This window comes from Paenibacillus sp. 10L310, assembly GCF_056395745.1.
Genome location: NZ_JBFTKC010000007.1, coordinates 228,553 through 250,787, shown reverse-complemented (window position 1 = coordinate 250,787; position 22,235 = coordinate 228,553). Strand labels below are relative to the sequence as shown.

Genomic DNA, 22,235 nt, shown 5'->3' with positions numbered 1-22,235 from the left:
TCCGCAGAACGGTCTAATCTTCATACGAACCTTTCGGATACGTGGATTACAGGTGAATTCCTGTCTGCTCAACAAGTGCATGTTGCAATACCTGATCCATATGGGCTACAGGGACAAACTCCACATCTTCCTTGATGCTGTCTGGAATGTCACGCAGGTCCCGTTCGTTATCCTTAGGCAATAATATTTTTTTATAGCCGGCACGATGGGCCGCCAGTGATTTCTCTTTCAGACCACCAATCGGCAGCACACGTCCACGCAGTGTTATTTCACCAGTCATCGCGATATCCTTGGACACATGTTTGTTCGTCAAGGCTGAGATTAACGCTGTTGCCATCGTAATCCCGGCAGATGGACCATCCTTCGGAATCGCTCCTTCCGGAACGTGGATATGGATATCGTTCTTCTCATGGAAGTCAGGCGAAATTCCTAGCTGTGTAGCTTTGGAACGGGTGTAACTGAATGCGGCTTGTGCCGATTCCTTCATGACATCCCCCAGTTTACCTGTGAGAGTCAATTTACCTGTTCCAGGCACAACAGTCACTTCAATGATAAGGGTATCTCCACCCACTTCAGTCCACGCCAGACCCGTTACGGTACCAATCTGATCTTCCAGTTCGGCCATACCATAACGGAACTTGCCAGGTCCAAGGTAGTCTTTGATCTCATCGGATGAGATGTTAATCTGACCTTCCACACCCGATACGATGTTCTTGGCAGCTTTCCGGCACAACGAAGCCATCTGCTGTTCCAGATTACGCACACCTGACTCCCGTGTATATTCACGAATTACACGCAACAACGCGTCATCCGGGATTTCCAATTGCTCTTCTTCCAAACCATGGTCCTTCTTCTGTTTGGGCAACAAATAGTTTTTCGCAATTTGTTGCTTCTCCAGTTCCGTATAACCAGGGATGTTGAGCATTTCCATCCGATCCAGCAATGGACGCGGAATATTGTGTACCGTGTTGGCAGTTGTTATAAACATAACGTTGGATAAGTCAAACGGCAATTCTACAAAATGATCACTAAACGTATTATTTTGTTCCGGATCAAGTACCTCAAGTAACGCTGCGGAAGGATCTCCGCGGAAATCTGAAGCCATCTTATCAATCTCGTCCAGCAGGAATACCGGATTAAGTGACCCTGCCGTTTTCATCCCCTGGATGATACGCCCAGGCATAGCCCCTACATAGGTGCGCCGGTGACCACGAATCTCGGCTTCATCCCGCACGCCGCCAAGAGATATTCTTACAAATTCCCGACCCAGCGATCTCGCGATCGAACGAGCAAGTGATGTTTTACCGACCCCTGGAGGTCCAACCAGACAGAGAATTGGCCCTTTGAGCTTCTTGACGAGCTTCTGGACAGCCAGATATTCAAGCACACGCTCTTTGGGTTTTTCCAGTCCGTAATGATCTGCATTGAGCACATCTTCGGCTTTTTGGATATCCAGATCATCCGCTGTCATCTGACTCCAAGGAAGGCCAAGCAGCCAATCCACGTAGTTGCGAATGACTCCGCCCTCGGCTGAACTTGCAGGCATTTTCTCCAGTCGATCAATTTCTTTCTCGACCTTTTCTTTCACCTTGTCCGGCAAGCCGAGTTCTTCCATCTGAGTGCGAAGTTCCTCGACCTCACCCGCACGGCCTTCTTTTTCACCCAGTTCTTTCTGGATCGCTTTCATCTGCTCCCGCAAATAATATTCCTTCTGCGTTTTCTCCATCTGTTTCTTCACACGTTGGCTAATCTTGCGTTCAAGCTCCAGCACTTCGCGCTCATTGTTCAGGATATCCAGCAATTTCTCCAGACGTTCCCGAACGTCGATGGTCTCCAGAATTTCCTGTTTATCCTTGATCTTCAAGGACAGGTGACTCGTGATGACATCGGCCAGACGCCCTGGTTCTTCGATGTCAGACACCGCTGCGAGTGTCTCTGGTGTCACTTTTTTGGACAGATTAATATAATTCTCGAACTGGTTCAGAACGGTACGCATCAAGGCATCCGTCTCCGGATGGGTATTCTCCTCTTCAGGCAGCTCTTTAGCCAGTACTTCATAATATTCCTCGTTGTCCGTATATTCAATAATTTCAGCCCGTTCCAAGCCTTCAACGAGTACACGAATCGTACCGTTCGGAAGCTTCAGCATCTGTCTGACCTTGGCCACGGTTCCGATTCTGAAAATGTCCTCTTGTGTTGGTTCTTCAATATTTACTTCGGCTTGGGAACATAGGAGAATCAGATGTTCTTCTACCATCGCTTTTTCTAAAGCCTTGACCGATTTCTCCCGGCCCACATCGAGATGCAGTACCATACTCGGGTAGACGAGAAGTCCTCTTAAAGGCAGTAAAGGAAAACGACGACCTTTCGCTTTGCTCGGTCCCATCGCTTTCGCACCTCCAATGGCTCTCAGGTTGTAGTCATTCATTATTCTATCAAATGTTCACATAAAAAACCAATGAAGGGAAGCGCTTAGCAGCTTCCCGAATCTGTAACCTGTCCTGGACGAGGCACGTCCGCACGCAAATAGGAAGCGGATGCCGGTGGAAAAATCTCCGGTGCAGGTGCAACTGTCTCCTCTGCAAGCTTCGTTTGTTCCATTTGTTGTGATTCCGGAACCCAGGCGAACACTTCACGGAATACATCCTGCACCGTATCTACCGGGATAACGCGCAAGCCATCCAGATTCTCAAAAATGGACTGCCAGTTCTCCGCAGGAATAATAACGGTCTTCGCTCCTGCCTGAAAGGCAGCCTCGACCTTGGCCAGCACGCCACCGATAGGCTTAACCCGACCATGAATACTGATCTCGCCAGTCATCGCTGTCTCATGATCCACAGGACGCCTCTGAATGGCTGATGTAATGGCAGTCGCCATGGCAATCCCGGCGGATGGACCATCAATAGGTGTCCCACCTGGGAAATTCACGTGTAAATCGTAATCATTCGGACGAATACCCATGGCTTTTAATACGGTTAACACATTTTCAACCGAGCCTTTGGCCATACTTTTTCGCCGGAGTGTACGCGAACCGCCTCCAATCTCTTCTTCATCCACAACGCCTGTAATGTTGATTCGGCCTTGATCTTTAAGAGCCGGAACAGCAGACACTTCGATCTCCAAAATGGTTCCCATATTCGGTCCGTATACCGCCAAGCCGTTAACAAAACCCACCTGCGGCTGTGTAGGGACCTTCCGATCAGGTCGTGGCTGAATCTGACTGCTACCCGCCACCCACTCCACATCAGACGCCTGAAGCGTCTCACGCTTCTCTGTCAGCGCAAGTCCAGCAGCCAGCTGGATGATATTGACCGCTTCACGTCCATTGGTTGCATATCGCTTGACCACATCAACGGCATCCGGACATGGACTGAACCCTATTTTCTGAACAGCATCCTCTGCAATTCGCCCAATCTCCTCAGGCAACAAAGGACGGAAATAAACTTCCATGCAACGGGAACGCAGAGCTGGTGGCAGTTCATGAGGCGAACGTGTCGTTGCTCCAACAAGGCGGAAATCGGCCGGCAGGCCATTTTGAAAAATATCGTGGATATAAGCAGGAGTATGCGTGTCTTCCGAGTTATAGTACGCACTCTCCAAAAACACCTTGCGATCCTCCAACACTTTCAACAGCTTATTCATCTGAATCGAATGTAATTCACCAATTTCATCAATAAAAAGCATTCCCCCATGCGCTTTCGTCACAGCGCCCGGTTTCGGTTGGGGAATACCTGCAACGCCCATAGCTCCTGCTCCCTGATATATCGGATCGTGGACCGAACCAATTAAGGGGTCCGCAATACCACGCTCATCAAAACGGGCTGTTGTTGCATCCAGCTCCGTGAATTTGGCGTCTGGCTTGAAAGGCGATGTTGGATTCTTCTTAGCTTCTTCCAAAACGACCCTTGCGGCAGCTGTCTTCCCGACTCCGGGAGGGCCATAAATGATAACATGTTGCGGATTAGCACTGCACAAAGCAGCTTTAAGGGCACGCAGCCCGTCTTTTTGCCCAACAATATCGTTAATGGTAGCTGGACGCGTCTTCTCCGACAACGGCTTGGTGAGTGAGATCGAACGCAGCTTGCGCAGCTTCTCCAGTTCCTTGCGAGATTCACGCTCAACGGCACTGCGGTTTGTTTTCTGGCCACGCAGCAGGTTCCAGAAATACAAACCAATCACCACTCCAAAAAATAACTGAATCAACATGATGACCATACCAAATTCCATGTCTTCACATCCTCCTATTTTGTCGCTATTCTCATATGAGATCATGCTAATACTTGGTAGTATAGCCTTTTCAACGCGACGTAAACGGGCGATGCGGAATTTGTATGCGAGAAAATAAAAAGCCCGCCATCGCTGGCGAGCTTTTGTTGTAACAAGATATGAATCAATCAGTGCGAACGACCAGGAATAACACCTGTCTCTTCGTAGGCTTCGACGATTTTGTCGATCTCTTTTTTTAATTCCTCAACCATGATTTCTTCAGGCACTTTACGAATCATCTTACCATGACGGAACAAGAGACCTTCTCCACGAGCACCGGCAATTCCGATATCCGCTTCTTTGGCCTCACCTGGACCATTAACCGCACAACCCAACACCGATACTTTAATCGGCACCTTCAGTTTGGAGATATACTCTTCCACTTCGTTGGCAATGGAGAACAGGTCGATATCCAAACGTCCACACGTTGGGCAGGAGATCAATGTAGCTGCATTTGTAATAAGTCCAAATGTTTTGAGCAGATCACGAGCGACCTTAATTTCTTCTACCGGGTCCGCACTCAGTGAGATCCGCATCGTAGAACCAATACCCATGGACAATAGAGCTCCCATACCTGCGGAGCTTTTGATTGTACCGGAGAACAGTGTACCTGCTTCGGTAATCCCGAGATGCAACGGATACGGAATGATTTGAGCTGCTTTGGTATACGCCTCAATTGCCATCGGCACATCTGATGCTTTGAGAGACACGATGATATCATGGAAATCAAGCTCTTCCAAAATACCAATGTGATACAATGCACTTTCTACCATAGCATCTGCCGTAGGATACCCATACTTCTCAAGGAGATGGTTTTCCAAAGAACCCGCATTTACTCCAATACGAATCGGAATGCCGCGGTCTTTACAAGCCTTAACCACTTCTTCCACTTTTGCACGTTTACCGATGTTACCTGGATTAATCCGAACTTTATCAATGCCGTTCTCAATCGCAAGTAAAGCCAGCTTATAGTTGAAATGAATGTCCGCTACGAGCGGTATATTAATGCGTTTCTTGATTTCCTTGATGGCTGCGGCAGCTTCCTCATTATTCACCGTTACACGTACCACTTGACAGCCCGCTTCTTCCAGTCGCAGAATCTCTGCAACCGTTGCTTCAACGTCTGCCGTTTTGGTTGTACACATACTCTGGATAATGACTTCGTTACTGCCACCGATCGTTACGTTTCCCACTTTCACGGGACGTGTATCCTGTCTTAAATACATGAGTGATTTCTCTCCCCACAACGTCAAAGCTCCACCCTGACAGAGACAAGAATTCGCCTTCTGCCAAAGTGGAGAACTGACAAGTCTATATTTCAGAGTTCAACGGGATTCAGGCCTTTTATTAGGCGCTCTCTTCCTGCTTATCGTCCTTCGATTGGCTTAGTTCAGGCACGACTCTTTTCTCAACAACTTCTTCGGTAATGACACAGTTCGTAACATCTTCACGTGAAGGCACTTCATACATGATTTCCAGCATGATACCTTCAATGATGGCACGCAATCCACGTGCACCTGTGTTACGTTTAATTGCTTCTTTTGCAATCGCAAGCAATGCAGTTGGTTCAAATACCAGATTCACATTATCCAGCTCAAGCAGTTTTTGGTACTGTTTGGTAAGCGCGTTTTTTGGTTCGGAAAGAATCCGTACCAGCGTATCTTCATCCAGCGGCTCCAAAGTGGAGATGACTGGCAGACGGCCTACAAATTCCGGAATCAGACCAAATTTCAGCAAATCTTCCGGCAATACCATACCCAGGTATTCACCTGGTTTCAGATCTTTTTGCTCAGAAACGGTATTAAAGCCAATGACTTTTTTACCGATCCGGCGTTTGATCATTTGCTCCAGACCATCAAAGGCACCGCCGCAAATGAACAGGATGTTTGTTGTATCGATCTGAATGAATTCTTGATGAGGGTGTTTACGACCACCTTGTGGTGGTACAGAAGCCACAGTTCCTTCAAGAATTTTCAAGAGAGCCTGTTGCACACCTTCGCCCGATACATCACGAGTAATGGATGGGTTTTCGGATTTACGCGCTACTTTATCAATCTCATCGATATAAATAATGCCACGCTCTGCTTTTTCCACATCATAATCAGCAGCTTGAATCAGTTTGAGCAGGATGTTCTCTACATCCTCACCTACATAACCCGCTTCTGTTAATGACGTAGCATCCGCAATAGCAAAAGGAACATTCAAAATTTTTGCCATCGTTTGCGCAAGCAACGTTTTACCAGAACCTGTTGGTCCTAACAGCAAAATGTTACTCTTTGACAATTCAACGTCTTCAATTTTGCTTTGTGTGTTGATCCGTTTGTAGTGATTATACACCGCAACAGACAATGATTTTTTCGCTTGTTCCTGTCCAATAACATATTGGTCCAGAATATTACGAATTTCTTTTGGTTTCGGAATATCTTTCAGGTCTACTTCTTCATCATGACCAAGTTCTTCCTCAACGATTTCGGTGCAAAGTTCGATACATTCATCACAGATGTACACGCCTGGTCCAGCGACCAACTTGCGTACCTGCTCCTGAGATTTACCGCAAAAAGAGCATTTCAATTGCCCTTTCTCATCGTTAAATTTAAACATGAAACCACCCCTTTAGGAATTGATCGGTCTACTGAGCACCTGGTCAATAATGCCGTACGTCTTAGCTTCTTCAGCGCTCATGAAGAAGTCACGGTCGGTATCCCGCTCAATTTTCTCAAGAGGCTGACCCGTACGATCGACGTATATTTGATTCAGTTTCTGACGTGTTTTAATAATCCATTCTGCGTGTATCTTAATATCCGCAGCCTGTCCTTGAATGCCGCCAAGCGGCTGATGAATCATTACTTCGCTGTTTGTCAGCGCATATCTCTTGCCAGGTGCACCGGCTGTCAGCAATAACGAGCCCATGCTTGCTGCCATCCCTACGCAAATGGTAGATACATCCGGCTTGATAAATTGCATCGTATCGTATATACCCATCCCTGCGGTGACAGAACCACCAGGTGAGTTAATGTACAAGCTGATATCCTTCTCAGGATCGTCGGCTGCCAAAAACAAAAGCTGTGCTATGACAAGATTGGCTACATCGTCATCAATCGCACTGGTTAGAAAGATAATGCGATCTTTCAGCAAACGTGAATATATATCGTAAGACCGCTCGCCTCGATTGGTTTGTTCTATAACCATTGGCACCAGACTCATGAGACCAACCTCTTTTCTACATGTAATTAGACATAGGCCACCTGTAAAGCAAACCCAAATTCATTCTAACACTTTCCTGTGACAATGTCATTTTTCACAAGAGGGGTGAGACATCAATTTGTTTACTTTTTTAGCCTGATCATATTTAACCATGTTTTCTATGTATGTGCAAATTGAAGCCATCCTATGCCGTCTTGCCGTTTTTTATTTGCATGAAGTACATAGGTATGTAAAAAGTGTACGCGGATCAATAAAATTAGTGTTCATCCATATAATTACTTCATTTTCTATAAAATGGATGTCATAATTTAAAAATAAGGCACGCAATAATTCACGTGCCTTATCGTTTATTCAACTGACAAGTTGATAACAGCTTGTCTTATTTTTCGTCAGCTTCTGCAACAACTTCTTCAGCTGGAGCTTCAACCGGTTCAACAACTGTGCTGTTCTCAAGGAGAACGTCAATCGTTTTACGCAGTTTTACTTCATCACGAAGGCTGTCCAGGGAACCATTACCCTCGAGGATGCCACGGATCTCATCAGCAGGACGCTTGTAAGATTCAGCCATTTTTTCGAGTTCTTGATTCACTTCTTCATCAGACACTTCAATGTTTTCCGCTTTACCTACAGCTTCAAGCACCAGGTTATTGCGAACACGTTTGGAAGCATCTTCTTGCATTTGTCCTCTCAGGTCAGCTTGTGTCTGGCCAGAGAAGCTCAGGAACATTTCAAGGTTCATCCCTTGGTTGCGAAGACGGTTGTCGAAATCACGCATCATGTTTTGTACTTCGCTCTCTACCATTGCAGAAGGAATGTCCACTTCAGCGTTCTCAGCCACTTTTTCTACAACTGCATTTTCTTGTGCAGCTTTGGCTTCGTCAGCTTTACGGGATTCCAATTGTGTTTTCAGATCAGCTTTGTACTCTTCAAGTGTGTCGAATTCGCTAACATCTTTAGCAAACTCATCATCCAATGCAGGAAGTTGTTTGCGTTTGATTTCGTGAATTTTCACTTTGAATACCGCTTGTTTGCCAGCAAGTTCTGCTGCATGGTAGCTCTCCGGGAAAGTCACTTCTACGTCTTTGAAGTCACCTGTGGACAGACCCACAACTTGTTCTTCAAATCCAGGAATGAATGTGTTGGAACCCAGTTCCAGGGAATAACGCTCAGCTTGTCCACCTTCGAAAGGTACACCATCAACGGAACCGTCGAAGTCGATTACTGCAACGTCGCCGTTAGCAGCGGAACCTTCGTCAATTACAACGAGTTCAGCGTGACGTTGTTGAAGACGCTCAAGTTCTTCAGTCACTTCTGCGTCAGTTACTTCACCTTTTGCTACAGCAACTTCGATTCCTTTGTACTCACCAAGAGTAACTTCAGGTTTCACAGTTACTTTTGCTTTGAACTTGAATGTTTGTCCTTTAGCAAATTGTTCAACATCTACGTCAGGACGATCAACCGGGAAGATATCCGTTTGGTCGATTGCTTCTGTATAAGCTTCAGGAAGCAAAATGTCGATTGCTTCTTGATAAAGGCTCTCTACACCAAAACGTGCTTCGAAAATGGAACGTGGTACTTTACCTTTACGGAATCCAGGTACGTTTGCTTGTTTAACCACTTTATTAAAAGCTTTGTCGAGTGCTGCAGTTACACGATCTGCATCCACTTCAACCTCAAGAACCCCAAGGTTCTTCTCTATCTTTTCCCAAGTTGCTTTCATTGTATACTTTCCCCTCCAAAATTCACATGTTCACGTAGGCAATCACGTACAAAATAACCATTTTAGTATAAACAAGATTAGATTCTTTTTCAAGGGGAATCCCTTGATACAGTTTAAGGAAAACGTTTCCGGCCTCGATTAACCATCCAAACCGGCAGATACAAACTGTTTCATAGAACGATAAGCCTGTTCCAGTCGAAAGCGCATCGCGCCTGTCACAGCATACATTGAGCGGGTATTTTCCTCATCATGCGAACCACCCAGACTGTCTGCAACGGTCATATGTAGAGCTGCTGCCCATATATCTGTCATGGAATCATTTTCTTCCAGCATCGATACATAATCACGGGTTCCATACACCGCCATGACATATTGTATCCACAGTTCTTGGGCAAAATAAAAGAGCGTAGGTTCATGAACCTCCGTCTGATCTGCCACTCGTTCCAGAATCTGAACGATTTGGAGCGGGAATTCCTCTGGTCTAAGAGGCACGGTGTCGATCTCGACTTCAACCTGCTCTTCGCCTCTCGTAAACAGGATCATACCTTGAACACCTCGTCGACGCAAGGTTTGCAACACCCGAAATTGAAGCAGTGGGTGAAGCGACTTATCTTTTAACCAACTCGTAAGTGCCTCGTCAATCTTCGGTAGATCAAGATAGGCCAGCTGCTCCAAAGCCAGCATCGTCTGTTCAGACAGCGGCTCCTCCATTACTGTGCGAAGCATCTTATCTGCATAACCATCATCCTGTTCAAGCTTCATTCGGGCATGCTGCCGTGCCATGTCTTCCTCACTAATCTCTTCTTCCTCTTCTCGTTCTCCAAGAACGGCAGGCGAGGTTTCTTCATATTGAGGAAACGCAGCCTGAAGCCATTCGAGCAGAGCCCGCCATTCATCATAATGGCGCTCTTCCTGTCCCTGACATTGCAACAAAAAGTGAAGCAATTTCATCGCTTCACCATACCGTTCATTTTCAAGCATAACTGTCAATTGAATCTGGTAATAGTCCAGCGTCTTAGGAAACAGCACAATATTGTTGTTATGCTCGGTTTCCGGGGTCGTGGATTCCTTAATGGGAGCACCTCCTCTATATCCTGAATCTCCAGTCGGAATCAACATAAATAGATGTATATATTAAAACGATTGTTGATCTATTTTCTGAGTTCTCCTGATATTCTAACATAACCTTAAATATAATGAAAAAAACGTTACTGCCGCCAAATATCATATATGAAAAATAGTTTAAAATAAAATGCTTGATATTCCTGTATGCATATGATAAAATCAATTTTGCTTGAAAAAATTCATGTCTCAGTAGCTCAGCTGGATAGAGCAACGCCCTTCTAAGGCGTCGGTCGGGGGTTCGAATCCCTCCTGGGACGTTATAAAAAGAAGCTTCCTTCGGGAAGCTTTTTTTGCGTTCTGGGGATGAGAACCCCAACGGTTCGTCGGAGCATTCGCTTCGTTAGCACCACTTCGCAGTCTCGCCTGCAAGGAGAGTCCCCCTCCTGGGACGTATAAAAAAGAAACTTCCTTCGGGAAGTTTTTTTGCGTTCTAGGGATGAGAACCCCAACAGTTCGTCGGAGCATTCGCTTCGTTAGCACCACTTTGCAGTCTTGACTGCAAGGAGAGTATCCCTCCTGGGACGTATTAAAAAGAAGCTTCCTTCGGGAAGCTTTTTTTGCGTTCTAGGGATGAGAACCCCAACGGTTCGTCGGAGCATTCGCTTCGTTAGCACCACTTCGCAGTCTCGACTGCAAGGAGAGTATCCCTCCTGGGACGTATTAAAAAGAAGCTTCCTTCGGGAAGCTTTTTTTGTGTTCTGGGGATGAGAACCCCAACGGTTTGTCGGAGCATTCGCTTCGTTACATGCTCTATGTCGTTGCATTGGAGCATCCGTATTTGCTCATTCTATAAGCAACACGTTGAAGTATCGATGTTCTAACGAACACAGGACACTTTATTTGCTCCAAATTCAGCATTGTGGAATTCTAACGAATCTTAGAGAACTTATTTCACCATTCTGGGGTATTAACTCACTTATTCGCACTTCGTAGCCTGATTAACGTCGCTGAGGTTCGTTAGAATCTGAAAATAGCGGTTTTACCCATTATAAGACCTCGCGGATTCGTTAGAGTTCACAGGGGAGTCAAGGCACCCATTGTCGATTGGGTGTTTTTTCATTTCATTGCTCAATATTGACATAGAATGTTATGCTTACCCAGTGGGTAATGTAACAATCCATACATATTAACTTCTTAGGAAACAGGAGATTTTATCAATGTCATCTTCAATACAGCAACACTCATCTATCCATACCGAGGAAGAACATTCTTCGACATCCAAAAGATTCGGCCTGTTGTTAGCAGGCATTATCGTCATCGCCGCTACCATGAGGTCACCGATCACTGCAACGGGTCCCGTTGTGGAGATGATCCGCTCAGATACAGGTATCGGCCATACAATGGTCGGGCTTCTGACCTCACTTCCTTTGCTCGCCTTTGCAGCAGTCTCTCCTTTTGCACCACGTCTTGCCAAGCGGTTAGGACTCGAATCTGCTCTGCTATTGGCTGTTATGATCGTAACCATTGGGGTGGCATTACGCTTGTTGCCTTCCGTTCTCTCCTTATATGCAGGAACCGCAATTTTGGGGTGCGGCATTGCATTAAGCAACGTGCTTTTGCCAAGTTTGATCAAACGTGATTTTCCATTACGGGTAGGTATCGTCACCGGATTATACTCTGTATCCATGAACATATTTGGCGCCATCGCCTCAGGTGTGAGTGTGCCCGTAGCAGGAGCCACATCTATGGGTTGGCGTGCTTCGTTAGGCATGTGGGCCTTGTTGTCCATATTGGCGCTTCTCTTGTGGCTCCCCCAGATCGCCGCAGGACGTCAGCGAATGTTATTCATAGCCACACAGAGTGAAGGGACACCTGTACGTCTACGGACATCTTCCCTGGCCTGGTTCATTACTTTATTTATGGGTCTTCAATCTCTAATATTCTATACAACGATTACCTGGCTTCCCGAGATTCTCGCTGAGCAAGGATTCAGCCCCACCTCAGCAGGGTGGATGCTCTCCCTGATGCAGATGGTTAGTGTACCAGCTACCTTTATCGTTCCAATCCTCGCCGGCCGAACGCGAGATCAGCGTGTTCTAACCGCGATAACGTGCTCTTCTTTAATTGTCGGGTATGCTTTATTGTTAAGTGGCATCGCTTCGCTCGTTACCATTGGTGTCACGTTGGCAGGAATAGGCGCTGGAGCTTCATTTGGCATGGTAACGATGTTCTTCGTCCTTCGCACAAAAGATGCCAGACAAGCTGCCAGCCTGTCCGGGATGGCCCAATCCTTCGGATATATGCTGGCCGCAGTTGGACCTCTACTGTTCGGTATGCTTCATGACTGGACAAAAGGATGGACCCTGCCGTTGCTAATACAGGTCATTCTGGCCATCGCTTTGTTAATCGCAGGGATTCAAGCCAGCAAAAATAGGATGATCGGTTAGTCATATAATTCATTTATAAAAAAACAAAACGGCCCCCATCCTGCAAATCAGGATGGAGGCCGTTTATGCATAGAACAATTCCTTCATTAATTTAATCAATTTAAATCAATTTCAATGAGGAATGAACTTACTTCACTTTTACCTTAATCGTGTCTGTGCTTGTAACTCCGGCTGCGTTAATTAACTCTGCCCGATACGTATACGTACCCGATGCTTTCCCGGACAGTGTAGTCACAGCACTTTGCGCATAAGGTGTAGCCGAACGGAGTTCTTGCGTATCGATCAACTTATCATTTTCATAGAGACGATACTCTGTAGCGTTGGTCCCCCACCACAGGTTCATGGTCACCTTATAATGGCCATCGCCATCCCAGTTATCTTGAGAGAGAACCGCTTTGCCTGGCGTTGCATTGGTAACCTGAACAGTCAACGTCTGACTCCGCGTTGTTCCCTTGTCGTTGATCAACTCGGCCACATACGTATATGTGCCGTTGGCTTTGCCCGTGATCTTCGTCTGAGCAAACTGCGCCCAAGGCGCGTTGTAAGTCAACTTTTGTGTATCAACCAAAACCCCGTCCTCATATAACTTGTAGCTAGTTGCGTTCTCGCCCCACCACAGGTTCATTGTAACGATATACGCGCCCTCTGGCAGGCCGTTGCCTACCCAGTTATTGTGAGACAATACAGGCGTACCTGGGGCCTTGGTTGCCGGAGTTTCAGGTTCGGTCTCCACGGCTTCCAATTTCAGTGCCGTATTGGTTGTGCCCGAAAGCCCCTGTTGGTCTTTTACGGTAAGTTCAACAGCATACTCACCCGCTACAATTCCCTCCAAAGGAAGGCTGAAGCTGCCATCAGCTTGTACTTCAAAGACTCCTTCTTTATAAACCGATCCATCCTCTTTTTTCACAACATACGTTGCTTCCAGGGAAGCTGCCGGATCAAACGTGATGTCCCATCCGCTGGCAAGCGCAGGAGCTACACGGAAGTACAAATCTTCCACGCTACCATTAAGGACAGCAGACTCATCCTCTTTGAACTCCAACGCTTCTGGTGCAGTTACAGCCGGAGCTGTCTTTTTCACCAAAAATGGCGAAGTGTCTTCCTTATAGGTTTTGCCGTCCGTACCAATCGTAGTGATGTCTACCGTATATAAACCATCCGGAATCTCAGTCACTTCATCGGTTGTGTAATCTGCATATGAGCCGTCCCAAGCAAGGTTGTATCTTGCATTGGCATTGAAGTTAAAATAGTTACCGAAAATGGAGCCGATATAACCATCTTGATAATATCCACCTTCCGGATTAAGACCATCATAAATCTCAATCAGGGCAAATGTCATCGGATTATAGAATTCCATTGCTACATTAAGCGTATCCAACGTACCATCAGCCTTCAATGGATAGTGGAAAGGATTTTTTTCAGTTCCTTTTACGGTTTCAATATATTTAACTCCAGTCAACGTAACGTTGAAATGAGCAACATATGGCACCGAAAAGGTATTGGTTCCGTTCGACAACTCGATGTATCCTTGTGCTTCTGTAGTCGCAGTAACCCCTCGTGGTACGGTGATTGTTACTGCAAGTTCTTCCTCACCATTCAGTGTGAAGGAACTCTTGTCTACCGCAACGGATACACCAGCAACATTACGAGTTGGATTCACATTTACGGTGTAATCCCCGCCACTACCATTCAGCGCTTCAACTTTAATCGTTTTGGTAATCGTCTTTTCATCTGTGCTCAGGAAATTACCGTAGTTGATACTTCCGGTGATATTCTCCTTTTCAACAACAGAGCCACTTTCTGTGTATTGAGTTACATCAAGCACTTTGACAAAAGCAGCAGGATCGATGGTGTTTACAGCCTGAATGCGGCCAGCACCTTGATCAAATACATCAAACTTGGTTGTATCCAGCACCTTACTATTGTTCATGAGCGCAACTTTGATATCAAATGGCGTCCAGTCCGGATGTTTTTCAATCAACAGCGCAATCAGGCCTGCTACATGAGGTGTAGCCATACTTGTACCTGATTTACGATCATAAGCTTGTGCGTAATCTGCATCTGGCTCATCCTTGCCGTAGGCGGGAATCGTAGACAGAATGCTTGTACCTGGTGCAACAATATCCGGTTTGATATCCAGTGTTACCTTAGCAGGTCCACGTGAACTTGATGAATTCATTTCATCGCCCGGAGTTTGGGAACGTTCAAAATCACTAAAGCTCACTTCAACGGTTTGGCCTGCGTCCAGCTCAGCCTTGATCACATCTCCATCTTCCTTGGACATGCTCAGTGTTGGAATGAGTTCAAAGTTATCGCCCAGACTTACACCGATTGGACCCGGAATGTTGTTATATACAATAACAGCCACGGCTCCGGCCGCTTTAGCATTGGCGATTTTCTCTACAAATGCGATTTCACCACGCTGTATTAATGCCACTTTACCTGTAAAATCCTTACCTTCAAAGTCAGTTGGCTTACCCAGTGTTGCAAATTCAAGCTCATATTTCCCTGTCAAAACAGTTTCAGGATCTGCTGACAGACTCCATCCCATCAGATCCAGACGGTAAACCGACTCTGTAATAGCCAGTGGAGCTTCAGTCGGAGCAATTACAGACTCTTCTTCCACTGGAGCAGCTTCAGGAGAAGCTTCCACCGGTGCAGAAGGTGATGCAGATGGAGTATTTTCTTCCTTTGTAGCTTCTTCTACATTCGGAACTTCAGCTTCGTTAGAAACTGCGTCCTGCACAGCCGCTGCACTTTCCTCATCAGCAGTTGCGGGTACACCTTGCTCTGAACCTTCAGGCTCTTCTGTTCCAGGTGCCGTCCCCAGTTCAGGAGATTGTTCAACCTCTGGCACCGGTTGTTGTTCAGGTTGTGTCTCTTCGCCTTCCTCACCAATCCAGAAGTGAGTATCGGCTGTAATCAGCTGGCTAGGTCCTGTAGAGTTACCTACCGTGATAGCCATTGCAGACGCACCCGGAGAACCGAGAGTATAACGGTTGGGTCCACTGTTACCACTTGCTACAACTGCTGTCACACCAGACAACATCGCATTGTTCAGAGCAACTGAAGTAATATAACTCGGGTCGTTGGCGGCGTTACCCAACGAGAGATTAATTACATCCATGCCATCTTGAACAGAACGATCAATTCCGCCGAGTACCCATGAGGTTTGACCACTACCATACGGTCCAAGTACACGGTAAGCATAAATGTCTGCTTCAGGAGCAACACCAACAATACCGTAGTCCCCTGCTTCACGAGCAGCAACGGTACCCGCTACGTGCGTACCGTGGGAGGTGTAATAGGCGCTTCCAGTAGCATTGAACTCAGGTTCACCCGAAGCTTTCCATTCCTGATATGTCGCTTCATACGGATCATTGTCGTTTCCAACAAAGTCCCATCCGCCTTTGTAAGCTTCCTGCAAATTAGGATGTTCATAGTCAATCCCTGTATCGATGACACCCACTTTGATGCCATTTCCTTTGTAACCCAGATCCCATACTTCAGGTGCACCAATAAAAGGCGCTGTGTCTTTCATGTACGGGTTCACTTCATCTGTCTCTGGCGCTATTGTAACTTCAAGGTCAGGATATACGCTGACCACGCCAGGTATTTGAAGCAATTGTCCCACCTGGTTTCCTTTAAGCTCAATCGCTACACCATTCAGGGCATATGCATATTCTTCCAATACTTCATGTTTGATTTTCTTCTGAGTGAGGCTATGTACAAATGACTGTTGTTGTTGCTCAACTTGAGTCACAGCCTTTGTTTCCATAGAGGAGGTAAAAGATTTTCCGGAGAGGGTTGATTCACCTTGCGCTACTGCAACAGGTTTATTGGAAAGCTCAACGATCACTCGGGTGTTCTCTCCACCCAGACCTTCCAAGCTTTTATCCAAAAATGGATCTGCGGCAAGTTTCGCTTCCCGTCCTGCAAGAATCTCTCTCCATTGTTTGGCTTCGGCTGTACTGGGTAAGTTGTCAAGCTGAATAACTGAATCTGCGGGAGCGGCTCCAGCCGCGGGGAGAATAATGGAAAAGACCATCAGAACACTTAATAACGTGGATATCAATCGTTTACTCAAGGCTTTGCCCCTCCTTTTAAATGTGAATACGTCACCAAATGATGGGTTCCTGCTGTTTGTGCGTACTGCAATACACACTCCAATTTCACCGCCTATCTGCAAGAAGATTGACCCTTGGTAAATTATTCTATCAAAATACCACATTTTCCTTCTAAATAATTACAAATATGATATAGAAATTACTTATATGGGTCTTCAGTATGATAAAAATATCCATTTGTAATTATTTGTCGTTTGAATATTTCATTTTTAAAATAATGCATCAAAAAAAAGACCAAGAGCCTCTTTATCCGAAAGAGATTCCTGGTATATAGGGGAAGCGTAATTAGTATACAAAGAATCACGATAATTCGTTTAACATCGATAAAAATTGCTACATATCACAAAATTTTACTTTATTCTGGCTTCACGGCTTCAATACGCAGGCGCTTGTAATCAGCATACATCGCATCATCTTTCCAAAGGTGAGACATCACGATCTGACTGGTTTCATGGCATATTTGTTGTATCTCTTCATGACTGAGACTCTCAAAATAGTCCCCTCCAAAATGAGCCAACCAGCCTACTATACCCTGCTCACCATCTGCTAGTCTCGTAGGACGGTCGTAGTGATAGGCCTGTCGCACCACAAATCCACGTTGCTCTAAAATATGGCTATATTCTCCGATCGAAGGAAAGTACCAAGGGTTGCGTTCCGATGCACGAATGCCCGTGTTTCGCTCCATAACCTGCTCTAATGCATTCACAATGGTCTGCACGTTCCCTTTACCACCGAACTCTGCGACAAAACGCCCTCCGGGCTTCAAAGATTTCCATATACTATCCACCACTAATCGCGGGCTTCGCATCCAGTGCAGGGCTGCATTGGAGAAGACGGCATCATACAGTCTATTCGTCTCAAACTGATGACCGTCTCCTTCCACGAACTCAAGTTCAGGGAATTTCTTCCTCGCACGGCGAATCATGTCCGTCGATGCATCCATGCCAATAACTTCAGCTCCAGTCAGAGAAATTTCATGCGTCAAATCCCCCGTCCCGCAACCCAGATCAAGAATGTATTCCCCTTTTTGGGGTTGAAGCCAAGAGATCAGATTTTTGCCGTATCCGGACACAAAAGCCAGTTTGTTGTCATACTCATCTGCTTCCCATTGATTTAATGATTTCATGGATACCACCGTCGCTTTCGTTATTGATATCCTCATTGTGGCATAGAATTGTTTATTCCTTAAATATATAAATTCTATATTATTTATAGGTATAACCAATAAAAGACTTCCTCTGAACGCAAAACACTTCCCGAAGGAAGTTTCTTTTTAATACGTCCCAGGAGGGATACTCTCCTTCCAGTCGAGACTGCGATGTAGCGCTAACGAAGCGGATGCTCCGACGAACCATTGGGGGTTCTCTTCCCTTGAACGAAAAAGAAGAAGCTTCCCGAAGGAAGCTTCTTCTTTTTTTACGTCCCAGGAGGGATACTCTCCTTCCAGTCGAGACTGCGAAGTGGTGCTAACGAAGCGAATGCTCCGACGAACCGTTGGGGTTCTCTTCCCCTGAACGAAAAAGAAGAAGCTTCCCGAAGGAAGCTTCTTCTTTTTTACGTCCCAGGAGGGATTCGAACCCCCGACCGACGCCTTAGAAGGGCGTTGCTCTATCCAGCTGAGCTACTGAGACAAATATGTATAATAAATTTTCGGCGCGGTTCTTATTATACTCTGATTTCTATATTTTTCAATAGTTTTATAAAAAATTAATAATTATACTTAAATGCGGGTTCAAAAACTCCGGTTTTCAGTACCGAGAAGATGGAATGAAGCTAGAAATGGAGTAGCGGAGCGTAGGCAAACTACGTGAGCAACTACATTGTTTCCAAAGGAAACAACCTTCGTAAGCATCCGCATATTTCGGCTGAATTCCATATTCGATGTTGATGATGCCACTAGGCATCATTCGTAATCAAAGGCGATAAATGTACTTTTCGGTGTTATTCTCATACTTCAGTCCCTTGGAGAATATGATAGCTTGAACCAGGTTATATTGAGGAGATTGGGACATTTAGAGTAAGATTAACATCAGACATTTTCAATGTCAGAATTGCTGGGTAATCTTTTGCATACATACATTTCAATGATCCATTGAAGGAGAGAATCGTCATGAGACAACTTTTATCAGCCTTATCCTACTTTAGTATTTTCTTTGCCCCGTTCCTGTTTCCGATCATTATATGGATTGTTGCCAAGGATGATTACATTGAGGGACATGCAAAACGCGCCTTATTCTCACATGTATTCCCCTTTCTCGCTGCCATTCCGTTATTTTATTTCTTCGTGACTGCGCATAGTCTGGGTTCCGCCGTTGGGTTTGTCATTCTATTCTTTGTGATTTACGGATTAAGCTTTGTGTACAATGTGGTTAAAGGGATTCAAGTGCTGCGCGAGTATGCTTGATCACATCTCCACCTGATCTGACCATCGCATAACAAAACCCGCCGTTCAACAACGGCGGGTTTTTCCAGTTACAGATACAGTCAGAGCAACCAGCAACAGCAACAGGTCGCATCTACATATAGCTCAACATCGAACTCTATCCCACTATCGCCACATGTGTTGCTGGAGCGTTACCTGTTAAGCCTGCCCGATCAGATAACGCTGAAGTGTTGGACCAAGTAAACCAAAGGAAAACAACTCACTTTGAAACCGAGCTTTATCTTCTTCTACTGTCATACCTTCGCTGTTCTCAAATGCGGTATCTGTCGCCTCTTCAAACGCAGTATGCATATTATTGTTATACCAGTCGATCGCCGAATCGGAGTGATTGCGTACAATCCGAACAACTTCCAGCGAATTTCCGGGCTGTGTTGAAGCCACGTATACAAGTAACGACGGATCTCCGGCATTTCCAGGCTGCACTTCAACCTCTGCACAAGACAATCCATCCACCTCGGTTAATCTGCGTATTTTGGCATCTTGAATGGCATACATTCGTCATCGCGCTCCTTTTCCTTTGTGCTTATCATGTACTTTGTTCAATCTGGTATCGTGTCTCTGGTGTGCCCAATCGGTAAATCTCTCGATACACCTGTTGTAATACCGTTTCATAAGCTCGGTTTACGGACTCCTCCGGTGTATCTGGCCATGGGAATACCATGCCAGGAAAGGCCTCTTCCTCCTTTTCCTGCATGAGGCTCAGCAGTCCCAGTAATTGCTCCGCTTCCTGCGGCGTTGCCTGAATGATCCATTCATATGATGTTACCGACGGATCCGGAATAACGGAGCGGCCCATGACAGACACATAATACTTCATACTGTCCATTGCATGTTCTCTCCTTCACAGGCATGTTGAGGCCGTTGTCCCTAGAACTAGTTTCCGAAGAGGACAGACATTTTATGCCTGCTTTCGGCATATATTTGTTACGACCTCTGACGAAAAGACAACATTTGCTGGTTGCCAGTAACTAAGCAGCCATACGGATGAATGACTCGACCAAGAAAGGATGAACAAACCATGTGCGGTATTACCGGCTTCATACAGTGGAATCGGGATTTGACCCAGGAATCAGAGCTGCTGGTCCGTATGACGGATAGCTTGTCGAACCGGGGGCCCGACGCTTCAGGTACATGGATCTCCAATCCTTGTGCCTTTGGACATCGGCGTCTTAGTGTAATGGACCCCGAGAACGGCGCACAGCCCATGCATGCGTTACAGGGAGATACCTCCTATACCGTCGTGTATAACGGAGAACTATACAATGCACCCGAGTTGAAAAAGGAATTGCTCCAGCGGGGGCATCAGTTCCGCACGCAATGTGATACGGAAGTGTTGCTCGCCTCTTATATTGAGTGGGGACCGGCATGTGTTGACCGGTTTAACGGTATTTTTGCTTTTGCCATATGGGATGGGGGACGCGAACAAGTTTTTATCGCAAGAGATCGCCTTGGCGTGAAACCTCTGTTCTACAGTAATAACAAAGACACTCTCGTATTTGGTTCAGAGCCCAAAGCTCTGCTTATTCACCCTGATGTGGAAGCCGCTGTTGGCCCGGAAGGATTGGCCGAAGTGTTTATCGTAGGGCCTGCACGGACACCAGGACACGGCGTATACTCTTCACTAAGCGAACTCAAGCCTGCGCACGCGCTGATCTATAACCGAAACGGTATCCGAACCTATGCCTACTGGAAACTGGAAAGCCAGAACCACGAACAGAACCTGGAAGAGACGGCAGCAGAGGTACGCTCTCTCTTGCAAGATACACTGGAGCGCCAGTTGGCTTCGGATGTTCCAGTATGCTCTCTTTTATCAGGAGGACTGGACTCCAGCGCCTTGTCTGCATTAGCCGTTGATTATTACAAGCGAACCGGGCAAGGCCAAATCAGTACGTATTCTGTCGATTATGTGGATAACGCCAAGCATTTCCAGGCGCATTCCTTTCAGCCGGGTGCAGATGGACCCTGGATTAAGCGAATGGTGGATGAACTCAAGACCGACCATCACTGGATTGAAATTGAGAACGGAGAACTGATTCATGCACTGACACAGGCCATGTTAGTCAGGGATCTGCCAGGTATGGCAGATGTAGACTCCTCGCTCTATTTGTTCTGTAAAGAAATCAAAAAAGGGGCCACCGTTGCCATTTCAGGCGAAGCAGCGGATGAAGTGTTTGGCGGTTACCCCTGGTTCCATCGAGAAGATATGCTGAACTCCGGTACGTTTCCGTGGTCTGTAGCACCTGATATGCGAGCAGCGTTGTTATCCCCGGATATTCGGGAATGGATTCGGCCACTCGATTATTTGGCAGACCGCTATTCGGATGCAGTGGCTGAAGTGCCTCTGTTGGATGGGGAAACAGGTAAAGCTGCACAAATGCGGGTGATGTCCTACCTGAATATTACACGTTTCATGCCTACACTTCTGGATCGCAAAGACCGGATGAGCATGGGGGCAGGACTGGAAGTGCGGGTACCTTACTGTGACCATCGTCTGATCCAGTATGTGTTTAACATCCCTTGGGAAATGAAAATAACGGGCGGACGGGAAAAAGGTATTCTGCGTAAAGCACTCGAAGGTGTCCTGCCTGACGATGTGTTATATCGCAAAAAGAGTCCGTATCCTAAAACACATAATCCGCAATATCTGGCCGCGGTCAAACAGCAGGTACTTGATATCCTGGATGATCCCACTTCGCCGATTTTGCCTTTGATCGACAAAACTCAGATCCGGAATCTTGCGTCTTCACCAGATGCAGCTTCCAATCTTCCCTGGTTCGGACAGTTAATGTCTGGGCCACAGTTATTTGCATATCTGACTCAGATCAATACCTGGTTGCGGACATATAAAGTCGCTATTCGTTAAGATCAAGTTATGCATTGATTCAGCATGATGAATTATTTAAGGGTGCCCAAACAGTAACTACTGTGTTTGGACACCCTTTTATTACTTTTTTATAAGAATC

At 46.1% G+C, this 22,235-nt stretch carries 14 protein-coding genes and 2 tRNA genes; 4 read left to right on the top strand and 12 right to left on the bottom strand.

Annotated elements, in window-relative coordinates; all coding sequences use genetic code 11:
* Window positions 1–46: 46 nt before the first annotated feature.
* The 7 genes from lon to AC1DE7_RS17690 all read right to left on the bottom strand — a co-directional run bounded on the left by lon (window position 47) and on the right by AC1DE7_RS17690 (window position 10,309).
* Window positions 47–2,386 (bottom strand): endopeptidase La, encoded by a 2,340-nt coding sequence (gene lon, locus AC1DE7_RS17720; RefSeq protein WP_339284069.1) that lies wholly within the window; start codon window positions 2,384–2,386, stop codon window positions 47–49.
* An 86-nt stretch (window positions 2,387–2,472) separates the two neighbouring features.
* A complete protein-coding gene (gene lonB, locus AC1DE7_RS17715) occupies window positions 2,473–4,227 on the bottom strand; it encodes an ATP-dependent protease LonB (RefSeq protein WP_036605888.1) in 1,755 nt (584 codons plus the stop codon).
* 167 nt (window positions 4,228–4,394) lie between these two features.
* Window positions 4,395–5,492 carry a flavodoxin-dependent (E)-4-hydroxy-3-methylbut-2-enyl-diphosphate synthase gene (gene ispG / locus AC1DE7_RS17710; RefSeq protein WP_017692591.1) on the bottom strand — a complete coding sequence of 366 codons (1,098 nt, stop codon included), beginning with the start codon at window positions 5,490–5,492 and terminating at the stop codon, window positions 4,395–4,397.
* A gap of 121 nt (window positions 5,493–5,613) precedes the next feature.
* Entirely contained in the window at window positions 5,614–6,867 is a 1,254-nt protein-coding gene (gene clpX, locus AC1DE7_RS17705; protein ID WP_477534900.1) for an ATP-dependent protease ATP-binding subunit ClpX, read from the bottom strand.
* A 12-nt stretch (window positions 6,868–6,879) separates the two neighbouring features.
* The gene (clpP, locus tag AC1DE7_RS17700; RefSeq protein WP_036605886.1) at window positions 6,880–7,470 is read right to left on the bottom strand and encodes an ATP-dependent Clp endopeptidase proteolytic subunit ClpP; all 591 of its coding nucleotides are present in this window, start codon (window positions 7,468–7,470) and stop codon (window positions 6,880–6,882) included.
* Window positions 7,471–7,849: 379 nt separating this feature from the next.
* The gene (gene tig, locus AC1DE7_RS17695) at window positions 7,850–9,190 is read right to left on the bottom strand and encodes a trigger factor (protein ID WP_076329940.1); all 1,341 of its coding nucleotides are present in this window, start codon (window positions 9,188–9,190) and stop codon (window positions 7,850–7,852) included.
* 138 nt (window positions 9,191–9,328) lie between these two features.
* The gene (locus tag AC1DE7_RS17690; RefSeq protein WP_477534899.1) at window positions 9,329–10,309 is read right to left on the bottom strand and encodes a hypothetical protein; all 981 of its coding nucleotides are present in this window, start codon (window positions 10,307–10,309) and stop codon (window positions 9,329–9,331) included.
* A 189-nt stretch (window positions 10,310–10,498) separates the two neighbouring features.
* On the opposite strand from AC1DE7_RS17690, the gene AC1DE7_RS17685 reads away from it, so the two are divergent.
* Both AC1DE7_RS17685 and AC1DE7_RS17680 read left to right on the top strand, forming a co-directional pair.
* Window positions 10,499–10,572: transfer RNA gene (locus AC1DE7_RS17685), tRNA-Arg, on the top strand.
* A 900-nt stretch (window positions 10,573–11,472) separates the two neighbouring features.
* Entirely contained in the window at window positions 11,473–12,702 is a 1,230-nt protein-coding gene (locus AC1DE7_RS17680) for a CynX/NimT family MFS transporter (RefSeq protein WP_036605884.1), read from the top strand.
* Window positions 12,703–12,829: 127 nt separating this feature from the next.
* On the opposite strand, the gene AC1DE7_RS17675 is transcribed toward AC1DE7_RS17680, so the two are convergent.
* The 3 genes from AC1DE7_RS17675 to AC1DE7_RS17665 form a co-directional block, all read right to left on the bottom strand.
* On the bottom strand, window positions 12,830–16,789 hold the full coding sequence (locus AC1DE7_RS17675) for a S8 family serine peptidase (RefSeq protein WP_477534898.1): 3,960 nt from the start codon (window positions 16,787–16,789) through the stop codon (window positions 12,830–12,832).
* Window positions 16,790–17,184: 395 nt separating this feature from the next.
* Window positions 17,185–17,955, bottom strand: a complete 771-nt coding sequence (locus AC1DE7_RS17670; RefSeq protein WP_477534897.1) for a class I SAM-dependent methyltransferase — start codon at window positions 17,953–17,955, stop codon at window positions 17,185–17,187.
* Window positions 17,956–18,386: 431 nt separating this feature from the next.
* A tRNA-Arg gene (locus AC1DE7_RS17665) sits at window positions 18,387–18,460 on the bottom strand.
* Window positions 18,461–18,939: 479 nt separating this feature from the next.
* Here AC1DE7_RS17665 and AC1DE7_RS17660 point away from each other — a divergent pair.
* Window positions 18,940–19,233, top strand: a complete 294-nt coding sequence (locus AC1DE7_RS17660) for a magnetosome magnetite crystal formation protein family (protein ID WP_017692583.1) — start codon at window positions 18,940–18,942, stop codon at window positions 19,231–19,233.
* Between the two features lie 177 nt (window positions 19,234–19,410).
* Here AC1DE7_RS17660 and AC1DE7_RS17655 read toward each other — a convergent pair whose 3' ends face one another.
* Both AC1DE7_RS17655 and AC1DE7_RS17650 read right to left on the bottom strand, forming a co-directional pair.
* Window positions 19,411–19,767, bottom strand: coding sequence for a hypothetical protein (locus AC1DE7_RS17655; protein ID WP_036605881.1), 357 nt, complete (start codon window positions 19,765–19,767; stop codon window positions 19,411–19,413).
* Between the two features lie 31 nt (window positions 19,768–19,798).
* The gene (locus tag AC1DE7_RS17650; protein WP_017692581.1) at window positions 19,799–20,098 is read right to left on the bottom strand and encodes a hypothetical protein; all 300 of its coding nucleotides are present in this window, start codon (window positions 20,096–20,098) and stop codon (window positions 19,799–19,801) included.
* A gap of 192 nt (window positions 20,099–20,290) precedes the next feature.
* On the opposite strand from AC1DE7_RS17650, the gene asnB reads away from it, so the two are divergent.
* Entirely contained in the window at window positions 20,291–22,135 is a 1,845-nt protein-coding gene (gene asnB, locus AC1DE7_RS17645; RefSeq protein ID WP_339284081.1) for an asparagine synthase (glutamine-hydrolyzing), read from the top strand.
* The last annotated feature ends 100 nt before the right edge of the window (window positions 22,136–22,235 follow it).

What these genes read in the sequence shown, in the direction of transcription:
- tig (WP_076329940.1), bottom strand. Translation starts at nt 9,190, where the DNA reads ATGAAAGCAACTTGGGAAAAGATAGAGAAGAACCTTGGGGTTCTTGAG.
- AC1DE7_RS17680 (WP_036605884.1), top strand. Translation starts at nt 11,473, where the DNA reads ATGTCATCTTCAATACAGCAACACTCATCTATCCATACCGAGGAAGAA.
- AC1DE7_RS17655 (WP_036605881.1), bottom strand. Translation starts at nt 19,767, where the DNA reads ATGTATGCCATTCAAGATGCCAAAATACGCAGATTAACCGAGGTGGAT.
- clpX (WP_477534900.1), bottom strand. Translation starts at nt 6,867, where the DNA reads ATGTTTAAATTTAACGATGAGAAAGGGCAATTGAAATGCTCTTTTTGC.
- AC1DE7_RS17650 (WP_017692581.1), bottom strand. Translation starts at nt 20,098, where the DNA reads ATGGACAGTATGAAGTATTATGTGTCTGTCATGGGCCGCTCCGTTATT.
- ispG (WP_017692591.1), bottom strand. Translation starts at nt 5,492, where the DNA reads ATGTATTTAAGACAGGATACACGTCCCGTGAAAGTGGGAAACGTAACG.
- clpP (WP_036605886.1), bottom strand. Translation starts at nt 7,470, where the DNA reads ATGAGTCTGGTGCCAATGGTTATAGAACAAACCAATCGAGGCGAGCGG.
- asnB (WP_339284081.1), top strand. Translation starts at nt 20,291, where the DNA reads ATGTGCGGTATTACCGGCTTCATACAGTGGAATCGGGATTTGACCCAG.
- AC1DE7_RS17670 (WP_477534897.1), bottom strand. Translation starts at nt 17,955, where the DNA reads ATGAAATCATTAAATCAATGGGAAGCAGATGAGTATGACAACAAACTG.
- AC1DE7_RS17660 (WP_017692583.1), top strand. Translation starts at nt 18,940, where the DNA reads ATGAGACAACTTTTATCAGCCTTATCCTACTTTAGTATTTTCTTTGCC.
- AC1DE7_RS17690 (WP_477534899.1), bottom strand. Translation starts at nt 10,309, where the DNA reads ATGTTGATTCCGACTGGAGATTCAGGATATAGAGGAGGTGCTCCCATT.
- lonB (WP_036605888.1), bottom strand. Translation starts at nt 4,227, where the DNA reads ATGGAATTTGGTATGGTCATCATGTTGATTCAGTTATTTTTTGGAGTG.
- lon (WP_339284069.1), bottom strand. Translation starts at nt 2,386, where the DNA reads ATGGGACCGAGCAAAGCGAAAGGTCGTCGTTTTCCTTTACTGCCTTTA.